Source organism: Neisseria sp. HMSC056A03, assembly GCF_001815685.1.
Taxonomy (GTDB): Bacteria; Pseudomonadota; Gammaproteobacteria; order Burkholderiales; family Neisseriaceae; genus Neisseria; species Neisseria subflava.
In genome coordinates this window covers 1-25,962 of sequence record NZ_KV821631.1, presented here as the reverse complement: position 1 = coordinate 25,962, position 25,962 = coordinate 1, and the positions used below count along the sequence as shown (strand labels likewise).

Here is a 25,962-nt window from a genome sequence, read left to right as displayed (position 1 = left end):
GAGAGGGCAACAAGCCGCAAGGCTTGTATTGGGACGGTTAGAGTTAGGGTGTTGGGAAAGGTTGCCGCAATTTGGAGAATGCCCTCTCCCCACCCCTCCCCCACGGGGGAGGGAGCAGATTGCACCGGATTCAGGCGTTGCATGTCGTCTGAAAAAGAATGCCCGAAATATCAACAGCAGGAATTTTTCAGGCAGCCTTTATCGCAAGGCAGATGGAACAAACGCCGCGAGCGTTTTTTCAGACGGCCTTTGAACCCATCGGTAGGGTGTGTGCCGCAAGGCACGCACGCGGTGGGTTGGGGTTGCAGGGAAAATGAAGAACGCGTGCGTACCGCACACACTCTACATACGGGCTACGGCTTGCTAACGAGTGAAAATATATTTTTTACAGTCACTTAAAAAAGACCATACTATGCGATACATCTATTACAATCAAAAAGGGAGACCACCTGCTACCCATTCTAATAATTATGATGAACTACTATTAATCGCATTATCCGCACTTTCAGTTTCTAATGCAGAACGTCGACTTGCTGATTATTTTCTTAAAAAACATGATAGAACAGTATCAAATATAGACTCCAAAGGAAGTTCTTATGAAGTTACAGTTGTAGAAAATTTTTATAGGCTTGGTCAGCAGAATTTTTCTTTACATGGTTCAATCGCCGTATGGGAAAGAAAAATGAGAGAAGATAGGCAGCCTGGTCGTCCTTTGTCTATAGACATTTCTTTATTTAATAAAGATCGAAAAGAGGAGAGTCGAATCGAGTTTGGATTATACTCAAAGAAAAAACTTATTGATGATTCGAAGAAATTATTAGACTTTGAAAACAATTATGAATGTGGTTATGAAAAAATTACAAATTTTCTAATCCTTTGGTCTGAAGATAAAAATCCGCCTAAACCTGGTGGTTATTCAGAAGACGAAAGAAAACAGAAATCATTAAGTATAATATCTAAACGGTGGTTTGAAAAGTTCAAAGAAGATACTGAAAAGGCCAATCAAGAAATTAAACAAAAGAATTCACCTATTGAATTTATTATGTCTTCATCTATTGATATTTTTAGTGAAAATAAAAATAAAGAAAACAAAAGGGTGGTACATGTAGCCCTATTTAAGCTAAAGCCAAGTATAAAATATAGAATTTACTCATCTCCAAAAAATCATATAAATTATCTTCCAAAAAGGAAATCCCCATGCCCAAACGTACCGACCTAAAATCTATCCTTATCATCGGCGCCGGCCCTATCGTTATCGGTCAGGCCTGCGAATTTGACTATTCGGGCGCACAGGCCTGCAAGGCTTTGCGTGAAGAAGGCTATAAAGTCATTCTGGTGAATTCCAACCCCGCCACGATTATGACCGACCCTGAAATGGCGGATGTTACCTACATCGAGCCGATTATGTGGCAGACGGTGGAGAAGATTATCGCCAAGGAGCGGCCCGATGCGATTCTGCCCACGATGGGCGGCCAGACCGCGCTGAACTGTGCGCTGGATTTGGCGCGCAACGGCGTGCTGGCGAAATACAATGTCGAGCTGATCGGCGCGACGGAAGACGCGATCGACAAGGCGGAAGACCGCGGCCGCTTTAAAGAAGCGATGGAAAAAATCGGTTTGTCTTGCCCAAAATCTTTTGTCTGCCACACCATGAATGAGGCTTTGGCAGCGCAAGAACAGGTCGGCTTCCCTACCCTGATTCGTCCTTCTTTCACGATGGGCGGTTCGGGCGGCGGCATTGCCTACAATAAAGACGAGTTTTTGGCGATTTGCGAACGCGGTTTTGATGCGTCGCCTACTCATGAGTTGCTGATTGAGCAATCCGTTCTCGGCTGGAAAGAGTACGAGATGGAAGTTGTACGCGATAAAAACGACAACTGCATCATTATCTGCTCGATTGAAAACTTCGACCCGATGGGCGTGCATACCGGCGACTCCATCACTGTTGCGCCTGCACAAACATTGACCGACAAAGAATACCAAATCATGCGTAATGCTTCGTTGGCAGTATTGCGTGAAATTGGCGTAGATACCGGTGGTTCAAACGTTCAGTTTGCTGTGAACCCTGAAAACGGTGAGATGATTGTGATTGAGATGAACCCGCGCGTGAGCCGTTCGTCCGCGCTGGCTTCCAAGGCGACGGGCTTCCCGATTGCGAAGGTGGCGGCGAAACTGGCGGTCGGCTTTACGCTGGACGAGTTGCGCAACGACATCACCGGCGGCCGCACGCCCGCGTCGTTCGAGCCTTCCATCGACTATGTGGTAACCAAAATCCCGCGTTTCGCGTTTGAAAAATTCCCCGCCGCAGACGACCGCCTGACCACGCAGATGAAATCGGTGGGCGAAGTGATGGCGATGGGCCGCACCATTCAGGAAAGCTTCCAAAAAGCCCTGCGCGGCTTGGAAACAGGTTTGTGCGGCTTCAATCCGAGAAGCTCCGACAAAGCGGAAATCCGCCGCGAACTGGCGAACCCAGGCCCCGAGCGTATGCTGTTTGTGGCAGACGCGTTCCGCGCGGGCTTCACGCTGGAAGAAATCCACGAAATTTGCGCCATCGACCCTTGGTTCTTGGCGCAAATCGAAGACTTGGTGAAAGAAGAGCAGCAGGTAAATGCAGGCTGCCTGCAAGATTTGGATTTCGCCGCCTTACGTCGTCTGAAACGCAAAGGCTTCTCCGACAAACGTTTGGCGCAATTGTTGAATGTCAAAGAAAAAGAAGTCCGCGAACACCGCTACGCGCTGAAGCTGCATCCCGTCTATAAACGCGTCGATACCTGCGCCGCCGAGTTCGCCACCGAAACCGCTTACCTCTATTCCACTTACGAAGAAGAATGCGAAGCGCGTCCTTCCGACCGTAAAAAAGTGATGATTCTCGGCGGCGGCCCGAACCGCATCGGTCAGGGCATCGAGTTTGACTACTGCTGCGTTCATGCCGCGCTCGCCCTGCGCGAATCGGGCTTTGAAACCATCATGGTGAACTGCAACCCCGAAACCGTGTCCACCGACTTCGACACCAGCGACCGCCTGTATTTCGAGCCGCTGACGCTGGAAGACGTGTTGGAAATCGTCCGTACAGAAAACCCGTGGGGCGTGATTGTGCATTACGGCGGCCAAACCCCGCTGAAACTCGCCAACGCGCTGGTTGAAAACGGCGTGAACATTATCGGCACATCCGCCGACAGCATCGACGCCGCCGAAGACCGCGAACGCTTCCAAAAAGTGTTGAACGACTTAGGCTTGCGCCAACCGCCCAACCGCATCGCTCACAACGAAGAAGAAGCGCTGGTCAAAGCCGAAGAAATCGGCTATCCGCTGGTCGTGCGTCCGTCTTACGTCCTCGGCGGCCGCGCCATGCAGGTCGTCCACTCCGCCGAAGAGCTGCAAAAATACATGCGCGAAGCCGTGCAGGTATCCGAAGACAGCCCCGTGTTGCTCGACTTCTTCCTGAACAACGCGATTGAAGTCGATGTGGACTGCGTTTCAGACGGCAAAGACGTCGTTATCGGCGGCATCATGCAGCACGTCGAACAGGCAGGCATCCACTCAGGCGACTCCGGCTGCTCGCTGCCGCCTTACTCGCTCAGTGAAGAAATCCAAGACGAAATCCGCCGCCAAACCAAAGCCATGGCATACGCGCTGGGCGTGGTCGGCCTGATGAACGTACAGTTTGCCGTGCAGGACGGCGTGGTGTTCGTGTTGGAAGTGAACCCGCGCGCCAGCCGCACCGTGCCCTTCGTCTCCAAAGCCACCGGCGTACCGCTCGCCAAAATCGGCGCGCGCTGCATGGCAGGCATTTCCCTGCAAGAGCAAGGCGTGGAAAAAGAAGTCGTCCCCGATTTCTATGCCGTTAAAGAAGCCGTGTTCCCCTTCATCAAATTCCCCGGCGTGGACACCATCCTCGGCCCCGAAATGCGCTCCACCGGCGAAGTGATGGGCGTGGGCGCAAGCTTCGGCGAAGCCTACTACAAAGCCCAACTCGGCGCAGGCGAACGCCTGAACCCGACCGGCAAAATCTTCCTCGCCGTACGCGACGAAGACAAACCACTCATCGTCAAAACCGCGCAAAACTTCCAAGCACTCGGCTACGGCGTCTGTGCCACACGCGGCACCGCCGAATACCTGAAAGAGCACGGCATCATCGTACAAGCGGTAAACAAAGTGCAGGAAGGTCGCCCGCACATCGTGGACGCGATTAAAAACGGCGAAATCGCGCTGGTGGTGAACACCGTCAGCAGCTCGGCGCAATCCATCGCCGACAGCCACAGCATCCGCCGCACCTCCCTCACCCAACGCGTGCCGCAATACACCACCATCGCCGGCGGCGAAGCCATGAGCGAAGGCGCAAAAAGCCGCGACCACTTGGGCGTATACAGCGTGCAGGAGTTGCATGGACGGTTGAAAAACAAAGCCTAATCAATCCTATCGGATTTAAATAGCTAAAAGGCCGTCTGAAACCTGATTGCTCAGTTTCAGACGGCCTTTTCATATTTCAAATTCCAACCGTCTGTCCATCAAAACAACCTTTTCTGCCATCTCCAAACAAGCAATAGCAACATGAAATATAATTTCGTTATTGATTGGATTCATACGACAAAATTGTTGTTTTTTCACCATAATCCAAAAATATCGAGTTTAACGCCTATTCTCCTTGCTTTATAATGGCCGTCTGAAATAAAAATACAATTAAAGCAGAAGCATGTCTTTGCAACTTAAGCAGATTTGCATAATTAAACATATGCTTTAATCATAATAATGATAAAATAATACGGCTTTCCTCTAAATTAAAGGGAAAACTGCACAAGAAACGGAAAATAAAATGAGTGTCGGATTATTGCGTGTTTTGGTTCAAAGCCAGACCATCTCAAATCAACAAGCGGAACATTACAACAGCCTTTTACAATCGGGCAAAGAAATCCTGCCCAACCTGTTTTCAGACGGCATCATCTCCCCTAAAGCTTTGGGAGAGTTGGTTGCGCGCGTATTCAGCTATCCCCTTTTGGATTTGCGCTACTACCCGCGCAATAATGTAGTCAGCGACATTCTGACGGAAGAGCAAATGGTGCAAAACCGTTGCATTCCGATTTTCAAACGCGGACGCAAGGTTTATTTCGCCGTATCCGATCCGACCCAAATCCAAAAATTTCAAAAAATTGCTTTTGCTTCAGGTTTAAATGTCGACTTGGTAGTAGTTCCAGACGACCAGCTCAGCTCATTGCTGGAATGGCTGGGTCAACGTTCGACCACCATTCTGAAAGAAATCAACGACGAACATGAAGCAACGCAGCAATCGCAATCGCTTTATATCGACAATGAAGAGGCTGAAGACGGTCCAATCCCCCGCTTCATCCATAAAACCTTATCCGATGCCCTGAACGCGAGCGCATCGGACATCCACTTTGAATTCTACGAACAAATGGCGCGCGTTCGTTTCCGCGTGGACGGGCAGTTGCGTGAAGTCGTACAGCCTCCTGTCGCCGTGCGCGGCCAGTTGGCATCGCGTATCAAAGTGATGGCGCGTTTGGATATTTCCGAAAAACGTATTCCTCAAGACGGCAGAATTCAAATTGCCTTCCATAAACACGGCCGTCCGATTGACTTTCGTGTCAGCACGTTGCCGACATTGTTTGGCGAAAAAGTGGTGATGCGTATCCTAAATTCCGATGGGACATCGCTCAATATCGACCAGCTCGGTTTAGAGCCTTTCCAAAAAGAAATGCTGCTTGAGGCCATCAACCGCCCTTACGGCATGGTATTGGTTACAGGTCCGACAGGTTCTGGTAAAACCGTTTCGCTCTATACCTGCCTGAGTATTTTGAACACGGAAGATGTGAACATTTCAACTGCAGAAGATCCGGCCGAGATTAATCTGCCGGGTGTCAACCAAGTTAACGTCAATGAAAAGCAAGGCCTGACGTTTGCTGCTGCCCTCCGATCCTTCTTACGTCAAGATCCTGATATTATTATGGTCGGTGAGATTCGGGACTTGGAAACCGCCGACATCGCCATTAAAGCCGCCCAAACCGGCCACATGGTTTTCTCGACCCTGCATACCAATAATGCACCGGCCACGCTGTCCCGCCTTTTGAACATGGGCGTAGCGCCTTTCAATATCGCCAGCTCGGTCAGCCTGATTATGGCGCAAAGGCTGTTGCGCAGACTGTGTCCAAACTGCAAACGCGAAGTTGAACGCCCGCCGGTTCCGGCATTGAAAAAAGCCGGCTTTACCGATACGGACTTGGCTCAAGATTGGAAACTCTACCGCCCGGTTGGCTGCGACAGCTGCCGCGGCAAAGGCTTTAAAGGCCGCGTCGGTATTTATGAAGTCATGCCGGTCAGCGATGAAATGCAAAAAGTCATTATGAACAACGGTACAGAAGTTGATATCATGAACATGGCCTATCAGGAAGGCATGGTAGACTTGCGTCGCGCCGGCCTCATGAAAGTCATGCAAGGCCTGACCTCGTTGGAAGAAGTGACTGCTCATACCAATGACTAAACTGCCATATTTTCGAAAATTAAAATAAAGCGGCACGGGGAAACAGTCCGCTTTATTTCTTACTAACAAGGGATAACACATGGCTCAAGCAGAGCAAAAAAGAAGTCTGTTCGGCTCAAGAAGCAAAGGCAAGCGTTTTACTTTTGAAGGAAAAAATACCGAGACCGAACGTCTTGTCCATGGTGAAGTAGTTGCCAAAGACGAAGAAGAAGCACGCAAGAAACTCCAACGCAGAGGCATTCGTCCTTTGCGTATCAGCAAAGTTAAAACCGCACGCAAACGCCGTATTACCCAAGAAGACATTACAGTGTTCACCCGCCAACTGGCAACGATGATGAAGGCAGGCTTACCGCTGATGCAGGCTTTTGAAATCGTTGCGCGCGGCCACTCCAATCCGAGCATGACCGAAATGCTGATGCAGGTTCGCTCCGATGTCGAACAAGGCAGCGCATTGGGTAAATCGTTCTCCAAATATCCAAAATATTTCGACCGTTTCTATTGCAATCTGGTCAGCGCAGGCGAGTCCGGCGGCGTACTGGAAAGCTTATTGGACAAACTGGCTGTCTATAAAGAAAAAACCCAAGCCATTAAGAAAAAAGTCAAAACCGCACTGACCTACCCGATTGCCATTATCGTGGTGGCGGTTGCGCTTATCTTCATCATGATGATGTTTGTACTGCCTGCCTTTAAAGAAGTTTATGCCAATATGGGTGCAGAGCTGCCAAGGCTTACCCAACTTGTCATGAGCTTGTCCGATTTATTCGTCGACTATGGCTGGATTATGATCATCCTTTTGATTGTTTCCGCCTTCGGCCTGTACAAACTCCATGAAAAATCGCCTACCTTCCAAAAACGAATCGATGCTCTGATTTTGAGACTCCCTATTTTTGGCGCCATCGTCCGTAAAGCAACCATTGCCCGTTGGGCGCGTACGACTTCCACCCTCTTCGCAGCCGGCGTTCCTTTGGTGGAAGTATTAGATTCAGTTGCAGGCGCATCCGGCAATATTCTCTATGAAGAAGCCACTCAAGACATCCGCGCCAAGGTAACCCAAGGTCTGTCGCTGACATCCAGTATGCAAAGTACGGATATGTTCCCCAATATGGTGATCCAAATGGCGGCCATCGGCGAAGAGTCAGGCTCTTTGGACGATATGCTGAACAAAGCTGCCGAATTCTACGAAGATGAAGTAGACAACTCCGTCTCCCGATTGTCTCACTTGATGGAGTCTATCATCATGGTGGTATTGGGTTCGCTCATCGGTATCTTGCTGATTGCCATGTATCTGCCGCTGTTTAACTTGGGTAATGTCGTAGGTTGATATGCTTGATAGTATTTACTCTGCCATCGACGCCCTCTCCGTTCTTGCGCCATTCGCCATTCCTTTAGCCGTTATTTTAGGATTGCTGATTGGCAGCTTTCTAAACGTTGTCATTTATCGCACGCCGATAATGATGGAACGCGAATGGACACAATTTTCTAAAGAGCATTTGGGCATCAAGCTGACAGATGAAGAAAAACAGCCATTTAATCTGTGCAAACCGAATTCACGCTGCCCAAAATGCAAAAACCCAGTCAAACCTTGGCAAAACATCCCCATCCTCAGCTATGTTTTACTGGGCGGGAAATGCCACTCCTGCAAAACCGCTATCGGCATACGCTATCCGCTGATTGAGCTGCTGACAAGTGTCTTATTCGGTATTGTCGCGTGGCAATACGGCTGGTCATGTACAACTATTGGCGGATTAATTTTGACTGCCATATTGATTGCGCTGACCTTTATTGATGCCGATACACAATGTTTACCCGACAGCCTGACTCAGCCCCTAATCTGGATCGGCCTGCTGTTTAATCTGAATGACACATTCGTACCCCTGCATTCAGCCGTTTTAGGCGCAATCGCAGGCTATATGAGCCTTTATACTTTATGCGCCGTCTACAAACTTCTGACCGGTAAAATCGGCATGGGCAATGGCGACTTCAAACTTTTGGCCGCGCTCGGGGCATGGCTGGGCGTAGGTATCTTGCCTGTTCTGGTATTCATGGCTGCCTTAGTCGGACTGGTGGGCGCACTCATTGCCCGCGTCGGTAAAGGTCAATATTTTGCTTTTGGTCCCAGCCTTGCTGTAGCAGGATGGATTATTTTGGTTGCCAATGCACCTATTACCCAACTGGTACAATGGTGGCTCGTACAATCAGGATTCCGATAATGACATTATGGATAGGCTTGACCGGCGGTATCGGTAGCGGTAAATCATCTATTGCCCAAATGTTTGCCGAACTTGGCGCACCCATTATCGATGCCGATGCCATCAGCCGTTCACTGACCGCTGAAAACGGTGAAGCCCTTCCTGCCATCCGCCAGCTTTTCGGCGATGAGTTTTTTGACAGTGAAGGCCGTCTGAATCGTATGGCTTTACGGGAAGAAGTTTTCAGACGGCCTCAATCCAAAAAACAACTGGAAAATCTGCTTCTGCCATTAATATTAAACAAAATCCAGCAGCAGAAACAACAACTTACCTCCTCCACCTACGGCATTATCGATGTACCGCTTTTGATTGAGAATCCGGCATTTGAAGCGGAGACCGACCGTATTTTGGTTGTAGATGTTCCAGAGTCCGTCCAAATCGAACGCGTATATCACCGCAATGGTTTTTCAGAAGAACAAACGCGTCAAATCATGGCCACCCAAGCTTCTCGAACTGACAGACTGCTGCATGCCGACGATGTATTGGACAATACCCACAGCATGGAAGAAGCAAAAATCAAGGTTGCCCGCTTGCATCAATACTATCAATCCATTGCACAATCACTGAAAGAAACTGCATGACCGCTCCTGTTGTAAAATGTCCAACTTGCCACAAAGAAGTCGTTTGGAACACCGACAGCCCCTACCGCCCTTTCTGCAGCAAACGGTGCAAACTCATTGATTTAGGCGAATGGGCACAAGAAAAATACACCGTTTCTTCGGAAGACGACCCCTTTTCAGACCTGTTGGACGGCAAATAAACTGCGCTGCTTCCTTCAGCCTATCCAAAACAGGCTCAAAACAGTAAAATACCCTCTTTATTCCAATCTATTCCATCCACCATGCTCACCTTCCAACAAATTATTTTCAAATTACAAAACTACTGGGCAGACAAAGGCTGTACCCTTATCCAACCTTTCGATATGGAAGTCGGTGCCGGTACTTCGCATCCAGCCACCTGCCTGCGCGCGTTAGGCCCAGAGCCTTGGTTTGCCGCTTACGTTCAACCCAGCCGCCGCCCCAAAGACGGCCGCTATGGCGACAACCCCAACCGTCTGCAACACTACTATCAATTCCAAGTTGCGCTCAAACCTGCACCAGCCAATATTCAAGACCTCTATCTCGACTCCCTGCGCGAATTGGGTATCGACCCTAAAGTACACGACATCCGTTTTGTCGAAGACGACTGGGAAAACCCCACCCTCGGCGCTTGGGGCTTGGGCTGGGAAGTTTGGCTCAACGGCATGGAAGTAACCCAATTCACCTACTTCCAACAAGTCGGCGGTATCGACTGCTCCCCTGTACTCGGCGAAATCACCTACGGTATCGAGCGCCTTGCCATGTATCTGCAAGGCGTGGAAAATGTGTACGACCTCGTTTGGGCAAAAACTCTTGATGGTAACATCGTCACTTATGGCGACGTTTATCATCAAAACGAAGTCGAACAATCCACCTACAACTTCGAATACAGCGATGCCGATTGGCTCTTGCGCCAATTCAACGACTATGAAGAACAAGCCAAACGCCTACTTACAGTTGAAGACACCAGTCTTGCCCTGCCTGCTTACGAGCTTGTACTCAAAGCCGGCCATACGTTCAACCTCTTGGATGCACGCGGTGCCATTTCCGTTACCGAACGCGCAACCTACATCGGCCGTATTCGTGCACTGAGCCGCATCGTTGCTCAAAAATTCGTTGAAAGTCGCGAGAAACTGGGCTTCCCATTGCTTAAAAACCAATAAACCCGCACATGCTTACCACGCCGCCCTTTGATACATTCAAGTGGCGGCGTTTCTATTTTCAGACGGCCTTAACGTCGATGCCATCGCAAACACTTCCAGCCTGCTTTAAGGTAAAATAAGCCCTTTATTACATAAGCCGTCTGAAAACATGAGTTCATCCTCTACTGCAAAAATTCCCTTTTTCTTACTTTCCCTTGTTGCCATCATTCTTGACCAACTGAGCAAATGGGAAATCTTGAAACACTTTACCGAAGGCGAACGCCTCAATATCATTCCAGACTTTTTTGACCTGACCCTTGCCTATAATCCAGGCGCGGCATTCAGCTTTTTGGCCGACCAAGGCGGCTGGCAAAAATTCTTCTTTTTAGGTCTGGCAGTCGTTATCAGCCTATATTTAGCCCGTGCCATTTTGCGTGATGAGTTTGGCCGCTGGGGCAAACTGGGGGCTGCCATGATTATCGGTGGCGCGATTGGCAATGTGGTTGACCGTCTGATTCACGGCCACGTTGTCGATTTTCTGCTTTTCTATTGGCAAAACTGGTTTTACCCCGCATTTAACATTGCCGACAGTTTTATCTGCGTTGGCGCAGTTTGCTTGGTAATAGACGGTTTGCTGCACAAAAAAACACCTTCAAACGACACAAAGGCCGTCTGAAAACGGAACACACATGACTCAAAAAACCATTATCCTTGCCAATCCCCGCGGCTTCTGTGCCGGTGTTGACCGTGCCATCAGCATTGTTGAACGTGCACTCGAAGAATTCGGCGCGCCTATTTACGTCCGCCATGAAGTCGTTCACAACAAATTCGTCGTCGACAATCTGCGGGCAAAAGGTGCTGTCTTTATCGATAACTTGGCGGATGTCCCAAAGGGCGCAACGCTGATTTACTCGGCTCACGGCGTATCTAAAGCCGTACAGGAAGAAGCGGCGCAACGTGGTTTCCGCGTTTTTGATGCTACCTGCCCTCTGGTAACCAAAGTCCATAAAGAAGTAGCCCGCCTCGATGATCAAGATTACGAAATCATTATGATTGGCCACAAAGGCCACGTCGAAGTAGAAGGCACGATGGGACAATTGCCTCCGGGTAAAATGTTTCTGGTTGAGACTGTGGAAGATGTAGCCGGGCTGAACGTCAAAAATCCTGACAAGCTAGCCTACGTCAGCCAAACCACTTTATCGGTGGACGAAACCAAAGACATCATTGCAGCTTTAAACCAACGCTTTCCCAATATCCGCAATCCGCACAAAGAAGACATCTGCTACGCCACAACCAACCGCCAAACTGCTGTTAAAGAATTGGCTGAAGAATGCGATATCGTAATTGTTGTCGGCTCGCCCAACTCTTCCAACAGCAACCGCTTGCGTGAAGTAGCCGCATTGCGCGGCGTTGATGCCTATATGGTCGATAATGCTTCCTATCTGAAAAAAGAATGGTTTGAAAACAAAACCAAGGTCGGTGTAACTGCCGGTGCATCTGCGCCCGAAGTCTTGGTTCGAGAAGTCTTACAAACCATTCAAGATTGGGGACATGAGACCATACGCGAAGGAGAAGGCGCAGAAGAAAGCATTGTATTTGTCTTGCCCAAAGAGTTGCGTCGTGAGGGCGAAAACAAACAGATCCTAAATAAAGGGTAAGTTTGTTATTTGCTTTATTTGAAAACTTAAGGCCGTCTGAAAACTTTCAGACGGCCTTAAGTTTATTCTGCTAATAAAAAAGACCCGCCTTTAAGGCAGGTCTTTTCATGCATGATCCTGATTATTTATCAGAAGTATGTTGCTGACGGCGCAAGATAGCCGGAATTTCAAAGTCATCCAGTACAGACTGGTTGCTGAAATCAGCCGCAGTCAGATTCATAGAACGGATATTGCGGTTGGTACGAACCAAACTTTCAGCACTGCTTTGGCTTTGAGCTTGAGGCACTTCTGCCGCACCGCGTACCAATTGTTGGGTACGGGCAGCAGCACGCAGTTGGTTGTCAGTACCGTTTTCTTTCAAGCCGGTAGCAATGATGGTAATACGGATAGCGTCTTCGCTCATGCTCTCGTCTTCGGCAGCACCAAATTTGCATTCCACTTCAGGGTGTGCATTTTGGTTGACGATACGCATAATCTCGTTGAACTCAGACATTTTCAGGCAGCCAGGAGCAGTGGTAATGTTTACTAATACACCGCGTGCGCCATCCAAAGTAACGTTATCCAAGAGCGGGCTGGAGATAGCTTGATCAGTAGCCAAACGGGCACGGTCGATACCTTGCGCGAAACCTGAACCCATCATGGCGATACCGCGATTGCTCATCACGGTTTTCACGTCGGCGAAGTCCAAGTTGATCATGTCGCTAGGGCAAGTCACCACTTCGGAAATACCGGCAACCGCATCACGCAGTACATTGTCTGCTGCACGGAAAGCTTCGCGCATGGTCACGTCTTCGCCCAAGGCAGTCATCAATTTGTCGTTAGGGATAATAATCAGGGAATCGACGCGCTCTTTGAGCTGTTCCAAACCTGCTTGAGCGATATGTACGCGCTTGCCTTCATAAGCAAACGGACGGGTTACAACCGCAACGGTCAGGATACCCATTTCTTTAGCGATTTCAGCCACGACAGGAGCAGAGCCGGTACCTGTACCGCCACCCATACCGGTAGTGATGAACAGCATGTTTGCACCGCGGATGGCATCCTCGATGGCTTCGCGATCTTCTTGGGCAGCGGCGCGGCCGATTTCAGGATTTGCACCGGCACCCAAACCGCGAGTCAGGTTTGTACCCAATTGAATGCGTTTAGCCGCATTGTTTTTAGCCAATGATTGCGCATCGGTATTGGCACTGATGAACTCAACACCATGAATAGTGTTGGCAACCATGTTGTTGATGGCATTACAGCCGCCGCCGCCCAAACCGATAACTTTAATAACAGCAGGGCTCGTCGCTGATTCTGCTACGTCGTAAACAAATTCCATTCAATAATCCTCCGCGCCCCGCTTTATAAGGACGGTTCAAAAATAACTTATTATCCGTATTATATAAGAAGTATCCAGATACTGGCAAAATTCTTCTTACCATTCGACTGTCGGCGTTATATTTTTACTACATTTTTTAACAGAAAATATACAAGTTTTAAATTATCCACTTGACAATTATTTAAAACTGTTTAATTCCACTTAAATATTCAGAACAAACGGTTGCTACACCGCTTGCCCTGAAAACTTTTATCAGAAATTATCTCTGAAGAATCTTTGGATTTTTTCCCACAGACCCATTTTTTTGCCTGAATCATTCAGTGCAATCGCACCAGTTCGGCTGGTTTGCTCACCCTCTTCGGCAGCATAGGCCGTCTGAAGCAGGCCAATCGCTGTTGAATAGCGTGGATTGCGGATACGCTCGGATACGCCGCCCATTTCTTGTGGAACACCGATACGCGCCGGCAAGTTGAAGACTTCTTCCGCCAACTCAACAATACCGGTCAACATAGAAGCACCACCGGTCAAAACGATACCTGAAGTCAGCACTTCTTCAGGGAAGCCGGAGCGGCTCAATTCGTTCAGCGTCAATTCCAAAATTTCTTCTACGCGCGGGCCGATGATTTCAGCCAATACACGGCGTGAAATTTGACGTGATTGACGGTCGCCAACGCTAGGAACTTCAATCATTTCATCCAAGCCGTCCATAGTCGGAATCGCGGCACCGTAATGGATCTTGATGTACTCGGCTGCACTGTGCGGCGTACGCAAGGCCTGTGCCAAGTCTTTGGTAATCAAATCGCCGGCAACGGGAATAACCGCGGTATGGCGGATTGCGCCATTGGTATAAACCGCGATGTCGGTTGTACCGCCACCGATATCGATGACGCACACGCCCAAATCTTTTTCGTCTTCAGTCAAAACGGCGTGACCGCTTGCCAAAGGCTGAAGCATGATTTGATCCATTTGCAGGCCGCAGCGTTGGATACATTTTTGGATATTTTGCAAAGCAGTGTTCGCACCGGTAATGATGTGTACACGGGTATCCAAACGCACGCCGCTCATGCCGATAGGCTCTTTCACGCCTGGCTGGTTGTCGATGATGTACTCTTGAACCACGGTATGCAAGATATTATGATCAGGCGGAATATTGATGGCTTTGGCCGTTTCGATGGCACGATCGATGTCGGTTTGCGATACTTCGCCATCTTTAATTTTGACCACGCCTTGTGAATTCAGGCTGCGGATATGGTTACCGGCAATACCGGTGACGACGCGGGAAATTTTGGTATCTGCCATCAGCTCGGCATCTTCTACCGCCTGACGAATGGCTTGCGCAGTGGCGTCAATGTTGGTCACCATACCTGCACGCAGACCGCGTGAAGGGCTTTGACCCAAGCCAACAATGTGGATTTCGTTATCTTCCCGAATCTCGCCGATTAAGGCGATGACCTTGGACGTACCAATGTCTAAGGCACTGATATATTTATTTTGTTGTTGTTCCATAATTGCTCGTTCGCTATGTTGTCTGACTGACGGTTTGATTATTTTTGAAACAAGATTGCTTCACGTCTAATCGGCTATTCACTGTCGGAAGGGTTTTCAGACGGCCGGTAACGGACTGAAAAACCATCCTTATAACGCATATCGACATACTCGATACGGCTTTGTTTTTCACGCAGCAACGATGGCCAAATCTGGGCAAACTGCTGCAAACGTTTGATTTCGTTTTCACGCCCCAAGCGCACGGTAATGCCGTTGTTCAATACAAGCAGCCATGCCGACCGCGGCGTATAGATCAATTCTTTGATGGTCAGTTTCAACGGACTCAAAATACCGGAAAAGTCCGCATAATGTTTGACCATATCTTTGCCTGTCCCCTGCTGCCCTTCAAATATAGGCAGGTCCTGTTTCAGGCTTGCGGCAAACACATTACCCTTACTGTCCACCAAGCCGCCAGCGCGCCAGTGTGCAACTGGCACGTGCTCGGTCAGGATAATTTCCACGGTTTCCGGAAAACGGCGACGTACCATTGCCGAGTCAATCCAAGGCAATTCCTGAAAAGCGGCCTGCGCCGAATCAATATCGGCGCGGAACATATTACCCCTGATATGCTCTCGTGCAACAGTTTGCAATTCTTTGCTGGAAGCATATTTCAGCTTACCCTGAATGGCAATCTGTTTCACAGGAAAATATTTGGAATTATAAAGCCAAGCTATGCCCGAACCTATCAGCAGAAAGGTCATCAGCAACAATAGCCGGCGGGTCAGCCGACCCAGTGCGCCTGCATCATCCCACATGAGCGGTCTTCAAAATCTCAATACACAAATCAGCAAAATCCACGCCAGTATGGCCTGCAGATTTTGGCACCAAACTGTGGCTGGTCATACCAGGCAAGGTATTGATTTCCAAGAGATACAGTTTACCGTCTGTATCTTTCAGAAAGTCCACGCGCGAACAGCCGTCCGCACCAATCGCCTGCGCGCCACGCACAGCGAGTTCGCGCATCAGGTTTTCCTCCGCCTCACTCAAATCTTCCGACGGGCATTGATAAACCGTATCGTCGCGGTTGTATTTAGCCTCGTAGTCGTAAAACTCGGTAGCCGGAATGATATGAATGCTCGGCAGGCCTTTGCCGTTCAATACCGGGCAAGAATACTCGCCACCGCCGATAAAGCGTTCGGCAATGATTTCGCCCTGCAAGTGTTTCAATTCTTCGTAAACACTTTTCAGACGGCCTTTTTCTTTTACTTTTACCACGCCGACGCTGCTGCCTTCAGCTGCAGGTTTCACAAACATCGGTAAGCCTAATTTCTCTTCAACGGCATCAAAGTCGCTGTCGTCATGCAATACGGCAAACTCAGGGACAGGCAAGCCCACAGCCTGCCAAATCAGTTTGCAGCGGTATTTATCCATACCCAGCGCAGAAGCGGCCACGCCGCTGCCGGTGTAAGGAATACCCATCAGCTCCAACGCGCCTTGAATCGCGCCATCTTCGCCGAAAGTGCCGTGCAGAATATTGAAGGCCGTCTGAAAACCTTGTGTTTTCAATTCAGACAACGGGGTTTCTTTAGGGTCGAACGCATGGGCATCGACGCCTTTGCTTTTCAAGGCAGCTAAAATAGCGGCGCCGCTGTCCAGCGAAACTTCGCGCTCGCTGGAGAAGCCACCCATCAACACGGCCACTTTGCCAAAATTCTGCATAATTTCCACTTTCTTAAATACTGATACAGGCCGTCTGAATATTGTTCAGACGACCTATCTGTCCTCAAAGGCCAATATGCCTGTTTATTATGATTGTTTCGACAATTCCACCAATGCAGACGGAACGCGGTTAATGCTGCCGGCACCCATATTCAGAACGACATCGCCGTCTTGCAAAACATTCAGCAGCATTTGCGGCAGGTCGGCAACGTTTTCGCAGTAAATAGGCTCAAGTTTGCCCAATACGCGGATGGCGCGCGCCAAGGCGCGGGAATCGGCTGCGGCAATCGGCTCTTCGCCTGCGGCATAAACTTCGGTCAACATCAGCGCATCAACGGTATTGAGGACTTTGGTAAAGTCTTCAAACAAATCGCGTGTGCGGGTATAGCGGTGTGGCTGGAAGGCAAGCACTAAACGTTTTTCCGGATATGCGCCGCGTGCAGCGGAGAGGGTCGCCGCCATTTCGACGGGATGGTGTCCGTAATCGTCCACCAAAAGCGCGGTTCCGCCGTTGGGCAGCTTGATGTCGCCGTATTTTTGGAAGCGGCGGCCGACACCTTCGAAACCGAGCAAGCCACGCTGAATCGCTTCGACGGATGCACCGACTTCCAGCGCCACGCCGATAGCTGCCAAGGCATTGAGGACGTTGTGCCTGCCGGGCATGTTCAACACGACCTCAAACGGCTCTTGCTCATGTCCTTTCATTTGGACATGAACGGTAAATTTCATTTGTGCACCGACGTTTTCGATGTCGGTCGCGTAAATATCGGCGGTATCGTCCAAGCCATAAGTAGCGTAAGGCTTGCTCACTTTAGGCAAAATCGCGCGGACGTGTTCGCTGTCGATACACAAAAACGCTTTGCCGTAGAACGGCATACGGTGGATGAAATCGACAAACGCCTGATGCAGTTTTTCGACGCTGTGTCCGTAGGTGTCCATGTGGTCTTCGTCGATATTGGTGACGACGGACATAATTGGGGTCAGATGCAGGAAGGACGCATCGGACTCGTCGGCTTCGGCGACGATGTATTCGCCTTTGCCCAAGCGGGCATTGGTACCTGCAGCATTGAGTTTGCCGCCGATAACGAAAGTGGGGTCGAGACCTGCCGCGCCGAGGATGGACGCAGTCAGGCTAGTGGTCGTGGTTTTGCCGTGCGTACCGGCAATGGCAATGCCGTCACGGAAGCGCATCAACTCCGCCAGCATCAGGGCGCGCGGAATGACAGGGATTTGCTGCTCCAGCGCAGCGACGACTTCGGGATTGTCTTTTTTGACGGCGGTAGAGGTAACGACGACATCCGCGCCGTTGACGTGTTCGGCGGTATGGCCGGGATAAACTTGAATACCCAAGCTGCTCAAATGCTCGGTAACCGCATTTCGTGCCTGATCCGAACCGGAAACTTTAAAGCCCAAATTGTGTAAGACTTCGGCGATACCGCTCATGCCGACGCCGCCGATACCGACAAAATGGATGTTGGTGACTCGATTTTTCATCATGATGTTGCGTTCCGGTGGATTTTCGATGCGTAAAGGCGTTATTTTAAAGGGCTATCCGCTTCTGCGCCATAGTTTTCTTGTAAATTAAAGATGTTTTGGCATACAGGATTTCACATTGGTGGCAATATGGGTGAAAAAGAGGTTTCGTTCAGCGGTGAATTACCCATTTTTAAACTCGACTTCAGCTACCAAAATACCAGCAAAAACAAAACATAAGGTCGTCTGAAAACCGTTTTCAGACGACCTCTCGTTTATCAACTTGACGGCACTTGTATCCTCATCAAGCGCATATCCAATTTGCGCCGTCCCCACGCGGTCGCATACACAAGGCGCAAGAGCCACGGATAACGTGGTTTGCAGACGCTGCTCAAGCCCGCTTCTTCAATAATTTCCACACCCGGCATCAACCGTCGGATGTCGTCCGTGCCGCTTATCGCCCAGCGGAACTCGGGCGGTTTGTCCATTTTACCGAGTGCGTCGTGGCGTTTGCTTTGTCCGATGTAGGCCTTGGGGATAGTGTCGAAAGCAAGTTGGGCGTGCGGCAGACGGCGGGCAACCTGTTTAAAAAAGTCCTGCACCTGCGCCTCTTCGAAATACATCAACACGCCTTCGATCACGAGCAACACGGGTTTGCCGTGCGCTGCGACGGTGTTCATCCACGCTTCGTCAAACATGGACGCGCCCAGATAATGATTGTCCGATTCAGGCAGCAGCATGCGCCGCACTTCAATCACTTCGGGTAAATCCAAATCATACCAAGCGGTAATGCGCGGCTTGCCCAAGCGTTCGTAACGCGCATCCAGCCCCGCGCCGATTTGCACGACGACGGCATCGGGATGTTCGGCGATAAAGTGCCGGGTCATATCGTCCAACAGCTTCGCCCGCCCGCAACAGCCGACCTGCGATGCTTTGACTTTGGCAAACTTGCTGAAGTCGTAGTCAATCTTGTCCAACATCCGCACGGCTTTGTCATCGCGCAAAAGCGGCTGCGCCCTACCCTGCTCTACGGCCTTTGCCCACAGGGGAATCAGCATGGTACTGGACAGGACAGAAACGGTTTCGGGAGAGATTTTTTCGGACATGGCAGCCTCCAATGAGAGAAATTCCTATTTACATCATACTCCCGCACAATACGGCTGCCAAGTTGCAAAAAGATCGTCTGAAACCCGTTTCTTGGTTTTCAGACGACCTCTGTTTCGTTCATCACATTATGTCATCATGCCGTACACGCGATAGCGGCTTCCGCCACATCGTCCGCACTGTGCGGCAACGCCAACGTACGGGCATTTTTCGCCCATTTCAGGCATTTTTCACGGTTTAATCCGCCGAGGATTTCGGCCAGTTTTTCTGCCGTCAGTTGAGTTTGCGGCAGCAGCAAACCAGCTTCGGCCTGCACCATAAAGCGCGCATTAGCTGTTTGATGGTCGTCTACCGCGTGCGGATACGGCACCAGCAATGCACCCAAACCTGCAACCGTCAGCTCGGCAATCGTCAGCGCGCCGGCACGGCAAATCACCAAATCGGCATCACGGTAGGCAGATACCATATCGGTAATAAATTCGACGCACTCGGCCTGCACACCCAACGCATCGTAATCCGCCTGCAGGTTGCCCAATTTATTGCGGCCGGACTGATGATACATTTGAGGACGGGCCGCCTCAGGCAATAATGCCAAAGCTTGCGGAACGGTTTTGTTCAACACATCCGCACCCAAACTGCCGCCCACCACCAAAACTTTCAGACGGCCCTGACGGTTTTCAAAGCGTTCTTCAGGAACAGGCAATGCCGCAATATCGGCACGGACAGGGTTGCCCACCAATCCGCCTTCATGCTGGAAGGCTTTCGGGAAAGCGTACAGGACACGGTTTGCCCAACGCGACAGTTGGCGGTTGGACAAACCGGCTACGGCGTTTTGCTCATGAATCACAATCGGCACACCGGAAATTTTTGCCGCCAAGCCGCCGGGGAAAGTAACGAAACCGCCAAAACCGATAACACACTCGACACGGTGTTTCTTAATAATCTGCTGCGCCGCGCGGACGGTTTTATACAGCGTAAACGGCAACATCAGCTTACGCTTGATGCCGTTGCCGCGGATCCCTTTAATGGCCAGCGTTTCCAAGCGTATGCTGTATTGCGGCACGATACGCTCTTCCATCGAATCCTGACTGCCCAGCCAAATCACATGATGGCCGCGCTTTTGCAGCGACTCGGCAACCGCCAATGCAGGGAAAATATGACCGCCCGTACCGCCGGCCATCAGCATAAAAGTTTTACCGATCATGGTTTTACTCCACCGAATAACCGCGCATTTTTTGGCGGTTTTCATAATCAATGCGCAATAACAAAGTAACGCACACCAGCATGATAAAGACAGCCGAACCGCCGTAAGACATAAACGGCAAAGTCAGGCCTTTAGTGGGCAGGATACCGATGTTTACACCGATATTGAAGAAACTTTGAATACCAATCCAAATGCCGATGCCGTTGGCGATGTACGCGCTGAACATCAAGCCCGAATCACGTGCCTGTTTGCCGATGGAAAACGCGCGCCACACCAGCCAGCCGTAGCAGAACACCAAAACCAGCATCCCGACAAAGCCGAATTCCTCGCCGATGACGGCAAAAATAAAGTCTGTATGCGCTTCAGGCAGGTAGAAACGTTTTTCCAAACTTGCTCCCAAGCCCTCGCCAAACCAGCCGCCACGCGCAATCGCCATTAAGGAATGCGTCAGCTGATAGCCTTTACCCAAAGGATCGCTCCAAGGGTCCAAAAACGCCGCCACACGCGCCATACGATAAGGCGCGGCCAAAATCAGCAAGCCCATACCGCTCACAACAGTCGCCACCAATACGGCAAAATACTTCCATGGAAAGCCTGCCAAAAACAGCATACCCATGGTGATCACGACAATTACGACAAACGAGCCAAAGTCCGGCTGACCCATAATCAAAACCAAACCGACCGCCACCAACATAATCGGCAGAATCAAGGTCTTAAACTTGCGGAAACGTTCCTTTACCCTTACCCGAGCTTCACTTTTAAAAGGGCTGCACACCAAATCGCCAATACCGGTAAACAAAGACGACCAACCCAAAGAATCCAAATCGCGCAACATTTCTTCACGGCGCGTAAACAGGCTGGACAAATACAAGACCGTCGCCAATTTGAAAAATTCGGTCGGTTGCAGGTTGAGCGGCCCGATATGAATCCAGCGCGTCGCGCCGTTAATCTCGCGGCCGACAAACAAAACCAGCAGCAACAGCAAACCCGAAACAGCAAAATAAAACGGAATAATCCGCCGCCAGAAGCTCATCTTCAGCAAAAAAAGCGGCAAGCATATAGCCACCGTAAACAGGATAAACATTGCCTGCTTAGACACAAAAGAAAACTGGCTGCCCCCTTCCGATGCCGCATACGCAATAGAAGCCGAATAAATCATAATCAGGCTGAAGACCGTCATTAAGACGACCATCCACAAGAGAGAAACATCAAACTTCCGACCATCGCGCGCAATCGGCCGGTCAAGCATTTTGGAAAGACTAATCATGAAAACATCCGTAACGGCTTGAATAAAATATTCAGACGGCCTGCTAATGGGCAAGAGGCCGTCTGAAAAAATGAATTAACGTTATTTTAAAGGTTTATTTCCAAACCAACAATTCAGAATCTTTAAAGATGCCGGATTCCGACGTTCTTTGCGCCCTCCCCTACCCTTTGATACCGGCAAAAGGCCGTCTGAAAACGCTTTTATGTTCTCAGACGGCCTTGTATAAATTTTTTCTTCAGAAAAATAGGCTACTTTTTATCTAATGCAAACCCTAAGCCAACTGCGGTATTTCCACCCACGGCTGTATCTGTTCCAACTGCGCGGCGAGGCTAAGCAGCGTGTCTTCGCGCCCGTGTGCGGCGGCGAACTGGGTACCGACGGGCAGCCCGTTATGCCGGTAAAGCGGCACGCTCATGGCGGGGTTGCCGCTCATGTTCAGCGGCGACGTATAGCCGACGTATTGCAGCGCGGCGGTGGCTTCTTTTTCTAAAAACGGGTTGTTTTTCAACAGAAAACCCAAACGCAGCGTGCCGAACAGCAGGCGCATGGCTTTTTGTGCGGCGGGTGGCGGCATCATCTCGCCGATTTTCGGCGTGGTGCGCGGGCAGACGGGCGTCATCAACACGTCGTAGCGTGTGAAAAATGCTTTGGCGGCACGTTCCTGCGCCAGCATCACGTCGCGCGCCCAAGCCATTTCGCCCGCGCTGATTTGCCGCCCCTGCACAATCATTGCCCACGTTGTCGGCTCAAGCAGGCGGTGCGGCAGTTTTTGTCCGGTTTCGTATTGATATTGGTAGAACAGTTTTGCCGTTTCACCCATGACGATGATGCGGGCGGCTCGGTTTAATTGTTCGGGCGGCGCAAAATCGGGCGTGGCTTCTTCCAATTCGTGTCCCGCGTTTTGCATCAGTTTCAAACTATGGGCAAACGCGGCTTCCGTGCCTTCGTCGTTGCCGCCGCCAAACCATGTCTGTTTCCAAAAAGCGATTTTCAGACGACCTGTTTCTTGTTTCAGGCTGTCTGCAAAACCGTTTTCGGGCGGAGGCGGGCAGGCATACAGGGCGCGGGCTTGGGTTTGGGCGGCGATGTCCAGCAAAACCGCGCTGTCGCGCACGCTGCGGGTCAAGACATGGTCGCATACCAAACCTTGCCATGCCTCCGATGCGTTCGGCGCGTAACTGCTGCGGCCGCGCGTGGGTTTCAGCCCGAACACGCCGCAGTTGTGTGCAGGTAAGCGGATGGAGCCGCCACCGTCGCTGCCGTGCGCTGCGGGGACGACGCCCGAAGCCACTGCCGCCGCCGCGCCTCCGCTGCTGCCGCCTGCGGTGTAATCCAAATGCCACGGATTGCGCGTGATGCCGTAGATTTCGGTTTCGGTAACAGGATACGCGCCCCATTCGGGCGTGGTGGTTTTGCCGAACACGCGCAAGCCCGCATCGAGATAGGCTTGGGTCAAATCGCTGTTTTGCTTGGCAATGTAATGCTGCATCATGCGCGACCCCGACCACGTCGGCGCGCCTTCCCAATCTGCCAGCAGGTCTTTGAGCAAAAACGGCACGCCCGCCAGCGGCGTATCGGCATTTTCAGACGACCCCTGCCACGCCGCCGCGCGTTCGCGCAAATCGTGCGCCAACAGATTGAGCTTGGGATTGACTTCGTCCAAGCGGTTTAAAGCAGCCTGCAACACTTCATCGGTGGACACTTCTTTTTTGCGGATCAGTTCTGCCAAACCAACGGCATCGTAACGGATGTAGTCTTGAAAATTCATGGGTTTTCCTTTCGGATTGATAAACACACGTTTTGTCGGTCAGGCATAGCTGCCCGCCGCCTCGCCGTTTGCCCGCATAGGCAATTTTTAAGAAACAGTAACACCGGACAAAGGCAAAGAACAAGTTTGCCGTTGCTGCAAAAAGGTCGTCTGAAACCGCCTTGACGTTTTCAGACGACCTTTGAGGCAATGACGCACAAGGTTTACGGCAGAATTTCAATTTCCGCGTTGTGTTTCACACTGCGGTAAAGTTCGTCGACTTCCTCGTCCGTTACCGCGATGCAGCCATTGGTCCAGTCTCTTTGCAGGTGTTTTTTACCGATAAAACCCCAGCCATTTTTCATACCGTGGATTTTAATCAGCCCGCCCGGGCTTTTACCTTGTGCCGCCGCGTAGGCTTTGTCGGCTTCGTTGGGGTAGGAAACGCCGAGGTTTTTGTGATAGCCGCTGTTGGGATTACGTTCATTGATGCGGTACTTCCCTTCGGGCGTTTTGCCGTCGCCTTCAAACTGTTTATGCCCGACAGGCTGTTTGCCCAGCGAAATGGGATAGGTTTTTAGCAGCTTACCCTGGTAATACGCCGACATGGTGCGCTTACTCTTATGCACGACCAATCTGTCGATAACGGCATCTTCAGGCAACGGCATTTCGCTTGGCGTGGTAACGGTTGTCGTGGAACGAATCGGTGCGGCAAACCAAAATACTAAAGCGGCGACAGCCAAAAATACGACTGTCGCCAAGCCGATTTTCAACCCAACCTTCATCTTTCAGACGGCCTTACAAAGCTTTGAACGCTTCGATAAACACTTCCGAACGGTGCGCATAGCCTTTAAACATATCGAAGCTCGCACAAGCGGGGCTGAGCAGCACAATATCGCCCGCTTCGGCTTGGGCGTATGCCGTCTGAACCGCTTCTTCCAAAGTGGCGCAGTCGGTCATATTCAGACCGCAACCGTCCAAATCGCGGCGGATTTGCGGCGCATCGGCGCCAATCAGGAATACGCCTTTTGCCTTGCCGACAAGCGCGTCGCGCAGGGGCGTGAAGTCCTGTCCTTTGCCCATACCGCCCAAAATCACGAAGAGCGGATTTTGCAAACCGGCAATCGCGGCAGCGGTCGCGCCGACGTTCGTGCCTTTGCTGTCGTCGATAAACACCACGCCGTTTTTCTCGCCGATTTTTTCCACACGGTGCGGCAGGCCTTGGAAGGTTTTGACGTGTTCGAGCAATGCTTCGCGCGGCAAACCGATGGCCTCACACAAAGCCACGGCAGCCATAACGTTGGCGGCGTTGTGCAAGCCTTGCAGTGGGATGTCTTGCGTGGCAATCAAATCTTCATCGCCTTGTTTCAGGCGGCCTGTCTCACGTTCCAACCAAAAATCGGCTTTATGTTCCAACGAAAACCATTTCACCTCACGCCCTGCCCGTTTCATGGCGCGGCAGAACACGTCATCTGAATTTAAAACCTGCACGCCATCGCCACGGAAAATCTTATCCTTGGTATGCGCGTAGTCGAGCAAGTCGTCGTAGCGGTCGAGATGGTCTTCGGAAATGTTCAATACCGTTGCCGCAGTCGGGCGCAGGCTTTCGGTGTTTTCCAGTTGGAAGCTGGAAAGCTCCAACACCCACACGTCCGCCTTTTTACCTTCGCGCTGCAATTCCGCCTCCAAAACCGGCGTGCCGATATTGCCCGCGATGACGGTATCCAGCCCGCACTTGATGCAGAGATAGCCGACCAGACTCGTTACCGTGGTTTTGCCGTTGCTGCCGGTAATCGCAATCACCTTGTCACCGCGGCGGTTCACAATGTCTGCCAGCAATTCGATGTCACCCAACACGCGCCCGCCGTTTTGCTTGAAGGCCTCGATATCCGGCTGCCGCTCACTGATGCCGGGACTGAGCGCCAGAATATCGAAACCCTTGTCCAGCGCATCTTTCAGACGACCCGTGTAAAACACCAGCCCGTCAAACATCTTACCGATTTGCGATACGCGCTCGGCTTTCAGCTCCGCATCATAAGCGGCAACCTCCGCGCCGTTTTTGCGCAGGTAGGCAATCATGGAAATGCCCGTACCGCCAAGTCCGGCGACGAGGATTTTTTTGTTTTGAAAAGTCATTTTGGTTTTGTCCTAGTTTTTCAGACGGCATTTAAATAGGGGGTCAATTTCCTGCCTGATTTAATTCACGATAAGCATCACAACCTTGTTGTAGTCCGTTATCACAAGCCTTACCGTACCATTCTTTAGCGATCACAAGATTTTGCCGAACTCCTTGCCCATTGTAATACATCAAACCCAAATTAAATTGAGCTTCTGCAAGCCCTTGTTCCGCAGCCTTGCGATACCACTGCACTGCCTGTGCATCGTCTTGACGGACTCCTCGCCCATCAGCATACATCAAACCCAAATTAGTTTGAGCTTCTGCATACCCTTGTTCTACAGCTTTGCGATACCACTGCACTGCCTGTGCGTCGTCTTGACGGACTCCTCGCCCATCAGCA

Annotated in this window: 23 protein-coding genes; 11 read left to right on the top strand and 12 right to left on the bottom strand. The window is 50.7% G+C overall.

The annotated features are described in order from the left end of the window. Window positions 1-141 precede the first annotated feature (141 nt). From HMPREF3052_RS11785 to ispH, 11 genes are all read left to right on the top strand, one after another. Entirely contained in the window at window positions 142-399 is a 258-nt protein-coding gene (locus HMPREF3052_RS11785; protein WP_168165944.1) for a hypothetical protein, read from the top strand. 13 nt (window positions 400-412) lie between these two features. Next, window positions 413-1,219, top strand: coding sequence for a hypothetical protein (locus tag HMPREF3052_RS06135; RefSeq protein ID WP_070749192.1), 807 nt, complete (start codon window positions 413-415; stop codon window positions 1,217-1,219). Continuing rightward, entirely contained in the window at window positions 1,198-4,413 is a 3,216-nt protein-coding gene (gene carB, locus HMPREF3052_RS06130) for a carbamoyl-phosphate synthase large subunit (protein ID WP_070749191.1), read from the top strand. Before HMPREF3052_RS06135 ends, carB begins: the two co-directional genes overlap by 22 nt. Window positions 4,414-4,816: 403 nt before the next feature. Beyond that, on the top strand, window positions 4,817-6,496 hold the full coding sequence (gene pilB / locus HMPREF3052_RS06125; protein ID WP_070749190.1) for a type IV-A pilus assembly ATPase PilB: 1,680 nt from the start codon (window positions 4,817-4,819) through the stop codon (window positions 6,494-6,496). Between the two features lie 79 nt (window positions 6,497-6,575). Beyond that, window positions 6,576-7,817 carry a type II secretion system F family protein gene (locus HMPREF3052_RS06120; protein ID WP_070749189.1) on the top strand — a complete coding sequence of 414 codons (1,242 nt, stop codon included), beginning with the start codon at window positions 6,576-6,578 and terminating at the stop codon, window positions 7,815-7,817. A gap of 1 nt (window position 7,818) precedes the next feature. Next, on the top strand, window positions 7,819-8,706 hold the full coding sequence (locus HMPREF3052_RS06115; protein ID WP_070749188.1) for a prepilin peptidase: 888 nt from the start codon (window positions 7,819-7,821) through the stop codon (window positions 8,704-8,706). Continuing rightward, complete coding sequence (gene coaE, locus HMPREF3052_RS06110) at window positions 8,706-9,326, top strand: dephospho-CoA kinase (protein WP_070749187.1); 621 nt, start codon at window positions 8,706-8,708, stop codon at window positions 9,324-9,326. The genes HMPREF3052_RS06115 and coaE overlap by 1 nt, the downstream gene beginning before the upstream one ends. Beyond that, window positions 9,323-9,505 carry a DNA gyrase inhibitor YacG gene (gene yacG / locus HMPREF3052_RS06105; RefSeq protein WP_003682475.1) on the top strand — a complete coding sequence of 61 codons (183 nt, stop codon included), beginning with the start codon at window positions 9,323-9,325 and terminating at the stop codon, window positions 9,503-9,505. The genes coaE and yacG overlap by 4 nt, the downstream gene beginning before the upstream one ends. Window positions 9,506-9,586: 81 nt before the next feature. Then, window positions 9,587-10,486: a glycine--tRNA ligase subunit alpha gene (gene glyQ, locus HMPREF3052_RS06100; RefSeq protein WP_070749186.1), complete on the top strand. Its 900-nt coding sequence runs from the start codon at window positions 9,587-9,589 to the stop codon at window positions 10,484-10,486. A 148-nt stretch (window positions 10,487-10,634) separates the two neighbouring features. Beyond that, the gene (gene lspA / locus HMPREF3052_RS06095; protein ID WP_070749185.1) at window positions 10,635-11,141 is read left to right on the top strand and encodes a signal peptidase II; all 507 of its coding nucleotides are present in this window, start codon (window positions 10,635-10,637) and stop codon (window positions 11,139-11,141) included. A gap of 13 nt (window positions 11,142-11,154) precedes the next feature. Next, entirely contained in the window at window positions 11,155-12,123 is a 969-nt protein-coding gene (ispH, locus tag HMPREF3052_RS06090) for a 4-hydroxy-3-methylbut-2-enyl diphosphate reductase (RefSeq protein WP_070749184.1), read from the top strand. A gap of 121 nt (window positions 12,124-12,244) precedes the next feature. On the opposite strand, the gene ftsZ is transcribed toward ispH, so the two are convergent. From ftsZ to HMPREF3052_RS06030, 12 genes are all read right to left on the bottom strand, one after another. Continuing rightward, window positions 12,245-13,444 carry a cell division protein FtsZ gene (gene ftsZ / locus HMPREF3052_RS06085; RefSeq protein ID WP_049351718.1) on the bottom strand — a complete coding sequence of 400 codons (1,200 nt, stop codon included), beginning with the start codon at window positions 13,442-13,444 and terminating at the stop codon, window positions 12,245-12,247. Between the two features lie 252 nt (window positions 13,445-13,696). Next, window positions 13,697-14,950, bottom strand: coding sequence for a cell division protein FtsA (gene ftsA / locus HMPREF3052_RS06080; RefSeq protein WP_070749183.1), 1,254 nt, complete (start codon window positions 14,948-14,950; stop codon window positions 13,697-13,699). Between the two features lie 74 nt (window positions 14,951-15,024). Continuing rightward, a complete protein-coding gene (locus tag HMPREF3052_RS06075) occupies window positions 15,025-15,744 on the bottom strand; it encodes a cell division protein FtsQ/DivIB (protein WP_070749182.1) in 720 nt (239 codons plus the stop codon). After that, window positions 15,734-16,648: a D-alanine--D-alanine ligase gene (locus HMPREF3052_RS06070; protein WP_070749181.1), complete on the bottom strand. Its 915-nt coding sequence runs from the start codon at window positions 16,646-16,648 to the stop codon at window positions 15,734-15,736. Before HMPREF3052_RS06070 ends, HMPREF3052_RS06075 begins: the two co-directional genes overlap by 11 nt. Window positions 16,649-16,735: 87 nt before the next feature. Then, on the bottom strand, window positions 16,736-18,145 hold the full coding sequence (gene murC, locus HMPREF3052_RS06065; RefSeq protein ID WP_070749180.1) for a UDP-N-acetylmuramate--L-alanine ligase: 1,410 nt from the start codon (window positions 18,143-18,145) through the stop codon (window positions 16,736-16,738). 254 nt (window positions 18,146-18,399) lie between these two features. After that, the gene (locus HMPREF3052_RS06060) at window positions 18,400-19,227 is read right to left on the bottom strand and encodes a class I SAM-dependent methyltransferase (protein ID WP_070749179.1); all 828 of its coding nucleotides are present in this window, start codon (window positions 19,225-19,227) and stop codon (window positions 18,400-18,402) included. Window positions 19,228-19,361: 134 nt separating this feature from the next. Then, window positions 19,362-20,429 (bottom strand): undecaprenyldiphospho-muramoylpentapeptide beta-N-acetylglucosaminyltransferase, encoded by a 1,068-nt coding sequence (gene murG / locus HMPREF3052_RS06055; RefSeq protein ID WP_070749178.1) that lies wholly within the window; start codon window positions 20,427-20,429, stop codon window positions 19,362-19,364. Window positions 20,430-20,433: 4 nt separating this feature from the next. After that, window positions 20,434-21,696, bottom strand: coding sequence for an FtsW/RodA/SpoVE family cell cycle protein (locus HMPREF3052_RS06050; protein WP_070633173.1), 1,263 nt, complete (start codon window positions 21,694-21,696; stop codon window positions 20,434-20,436). A 271-nt stretch (window positions 21,697-21,967) separates the two neighbouring features. Then, the gene (locus HMPREF3052_RS06045; protein WP_070749177.1) at window positions 21,968-23,464 is read right to left on the bottom strand and encodes an amidase; all 1,497 of its coding nucleotides are present in this window, start codon (window positions 23,462-23,464) and stop codon (window positions 21,968-21,970) included. A gap of 203 nt (window positions 23,465-23,667) precedes the next feature. Continuing rightward, complete coding sequence (locus HMPREF3052_RS06040) at window positions 23,668-24,228, bottom strand: L,D-transpeptidase family protein (RefSeq protein WP_070749176.1); 561 nt, start codon at window positions 24,226-24,228, stop codon at window positions 23,668-23,670. Between the two features lie 13 nt (window positions 24,229-24,241). After that, entirely contained in the window at window positions 24,242-25,579 is a 1,338-nt protein-coding gene (gene murD / locus HMPREF3052_RS06035) for a UDP-N-acetylmuramoyl-L-alanine--D-glutamate ligase (protein WP_070749175.1), read from the bottom strand. Window positions 25,580-25,622: 43 nt separating this feature from the next. Beyond that, window positions 25,623-25,962, bottom strand: a 340-nt coding sequence (locus HMPREF3052_RS06030; protein WP_141756616.1) for a tetratricopeptide repeat protein, incomplete at its 5' end; no start/stop codon positions are given.

Excerpts from the sequence above, each read along its gene's own strand:
- pilB (WP_070749190.1), top strand. The coding sequence starts at position 4,817 with ATGAGTGTCGGATTATTGCGTGTTTTGGTTCAAAGCCAGACCATCTCA.
- carB (WP_070749191.1), top strand. The coding sequence starts at position 1,198 with ATGCCCAAACGTACCGACCTAAAATCTATCCTTATCATCGGCGCCGGC.
- yacG (WP_003682475.1), top strand. The coding sequence starts at position 9,323 with ATGACCGCTCCTGTTGTAAAATGTCCAACTTGCCACAAAGAAGTCGTT.
- HMPREF3052_RS06060 (WP_070749179.1), bottom strand. The coding sequence starts at position 19,227 with ATGTCCGAAAAAATCTCTCCCGAAACCGTTTCTGTCCTGTCCAGTACC.
- glyQ (WP_070749186.1), top strand. The coding sequence starts at position 9,587 with ATGCTCACCTTCCAACAAATTATTTTCAAATTACAAAACTACTGGGCA.
- HMPREF3052_RS06040 (WP_070749176.1), bottom strand. The coding sequence starts at position 24,228 with ATGAAGGTTGGGTTGAAAATCGGCTTGGCGACAGTCGTATTTTTGGCT.
- HMPREF3052_RS06075 (WP_070749182.1), bottom strand. The coding sequence starts at position 15,744 with ATGTGGGATGATGCAGGCGCACTGGGTCGGCTGACCCGCCGGCTATTG.
- HMPREF3052_RS06115 (WP_070749188.1), top strand. The coding sequence starts at position 7,819 with ATGCTTGATAGTATTTACTCTGCCATCGACGCCCTCTCCGTTCTTGCG.
- coaE (WP_070749187.1), top strand. The coding sequence starts at position 8,706 with ATGACATTATGGATAGGCTTGACCGGCGGTATCGGTAGCGGTAAATCA.
- ispH (WP_070749184.1), top strand. The coding sequence starts at position 11,155 with ATGACTCAAAAAACCATTATCCTTGCCAATCCCCGCGGCTTCTGTGCC.
- ftsZ (WP_049351718.1), bottom strand. The coding sequence starts at position 13,444 with ATGGAATTTGTTTACGACGTAGCAGAATCAGCGACGAGCCCTGCTGTT.
- murC (WP_070749180.1), bottom strand. The coding sequence starts at position 18,145 with ATGATGAAAAATCGAGTCACCAACATCCATTTTGTCGGTATCGGCGGC.
- HMPREF3052_RS11785 (WP_168165944.1), top strand. The coding sequence starts at position 142 with ATGTCGTCTGAAAAAGAATGCCCGAAATATCAACAGCAGGAATTTTTC.
- HMPREF3052_RS06120 (WP_070749189.1), top strand. The coding sequence starts at position 6,576 with ATGGCTCAAGCAGAGCAAAAAAGAAGTCTGTTCGGCTCAAGAAGCAAA.
- HMPREF3052_RS06135 (WP_070749192.1), top strand. The coding sequence starts at position 413 with ATGCGATACATCTATTACAATCAAAAAGGGAGACCACCTGCTACCCAT.
- HMPREF3052_RS06050 (WP_070633173.1), bottom strand. The coding sequence starts at position 21,696 with ATGATTAGTCTTTCCAAAATGCTTGACCGGCCGATTGCGCGCGATGGT.
- ftsA (WP_070749183.1), bottom strand. The coding sequence starts at position 14,950 with ATGGAACAACAACAAAATAAATATATCAGTGCCTTAGACATTGGTACG.
- HMPREF3052_RS06045 (WP_070749177.1), bottom strand. The coding sequence starts at position 23,464 with ATGAATTTTCAAGACTACATCCGTTACGATGCCGTTGGTTTGGCAGAA.
- lspA (WP_070749185.1), top strand. The coding sequence starts at position 10,635 with ATGAGTTCATCCTCTACTGCAAAAATTCCCTTTTTCTTACTTTCCCTT.
- murG (WP_070749178.1), bottom strand. The coding sequence starts at position 20,429 with ATGATCGGTAAAACTTTTATGCTGATGGCCGGCGGTACGGGCGGTCAT.
- murD (WP_070749175.1), bottom strand. The coding sequence starts at position 25,579 with ATGACTTTTCAAAACAAAAAAATCCTCGTCGCCGGACTTGGCGGTACG.
- HMPREF3052_RS06070 (WP_070749181.1), bottom strand. The coding sequence starts at position 16,648 with ATGCAGAATTTTGGCAAAGTGGCCGTGTTGATGGGTGGCTTCTCCAGC.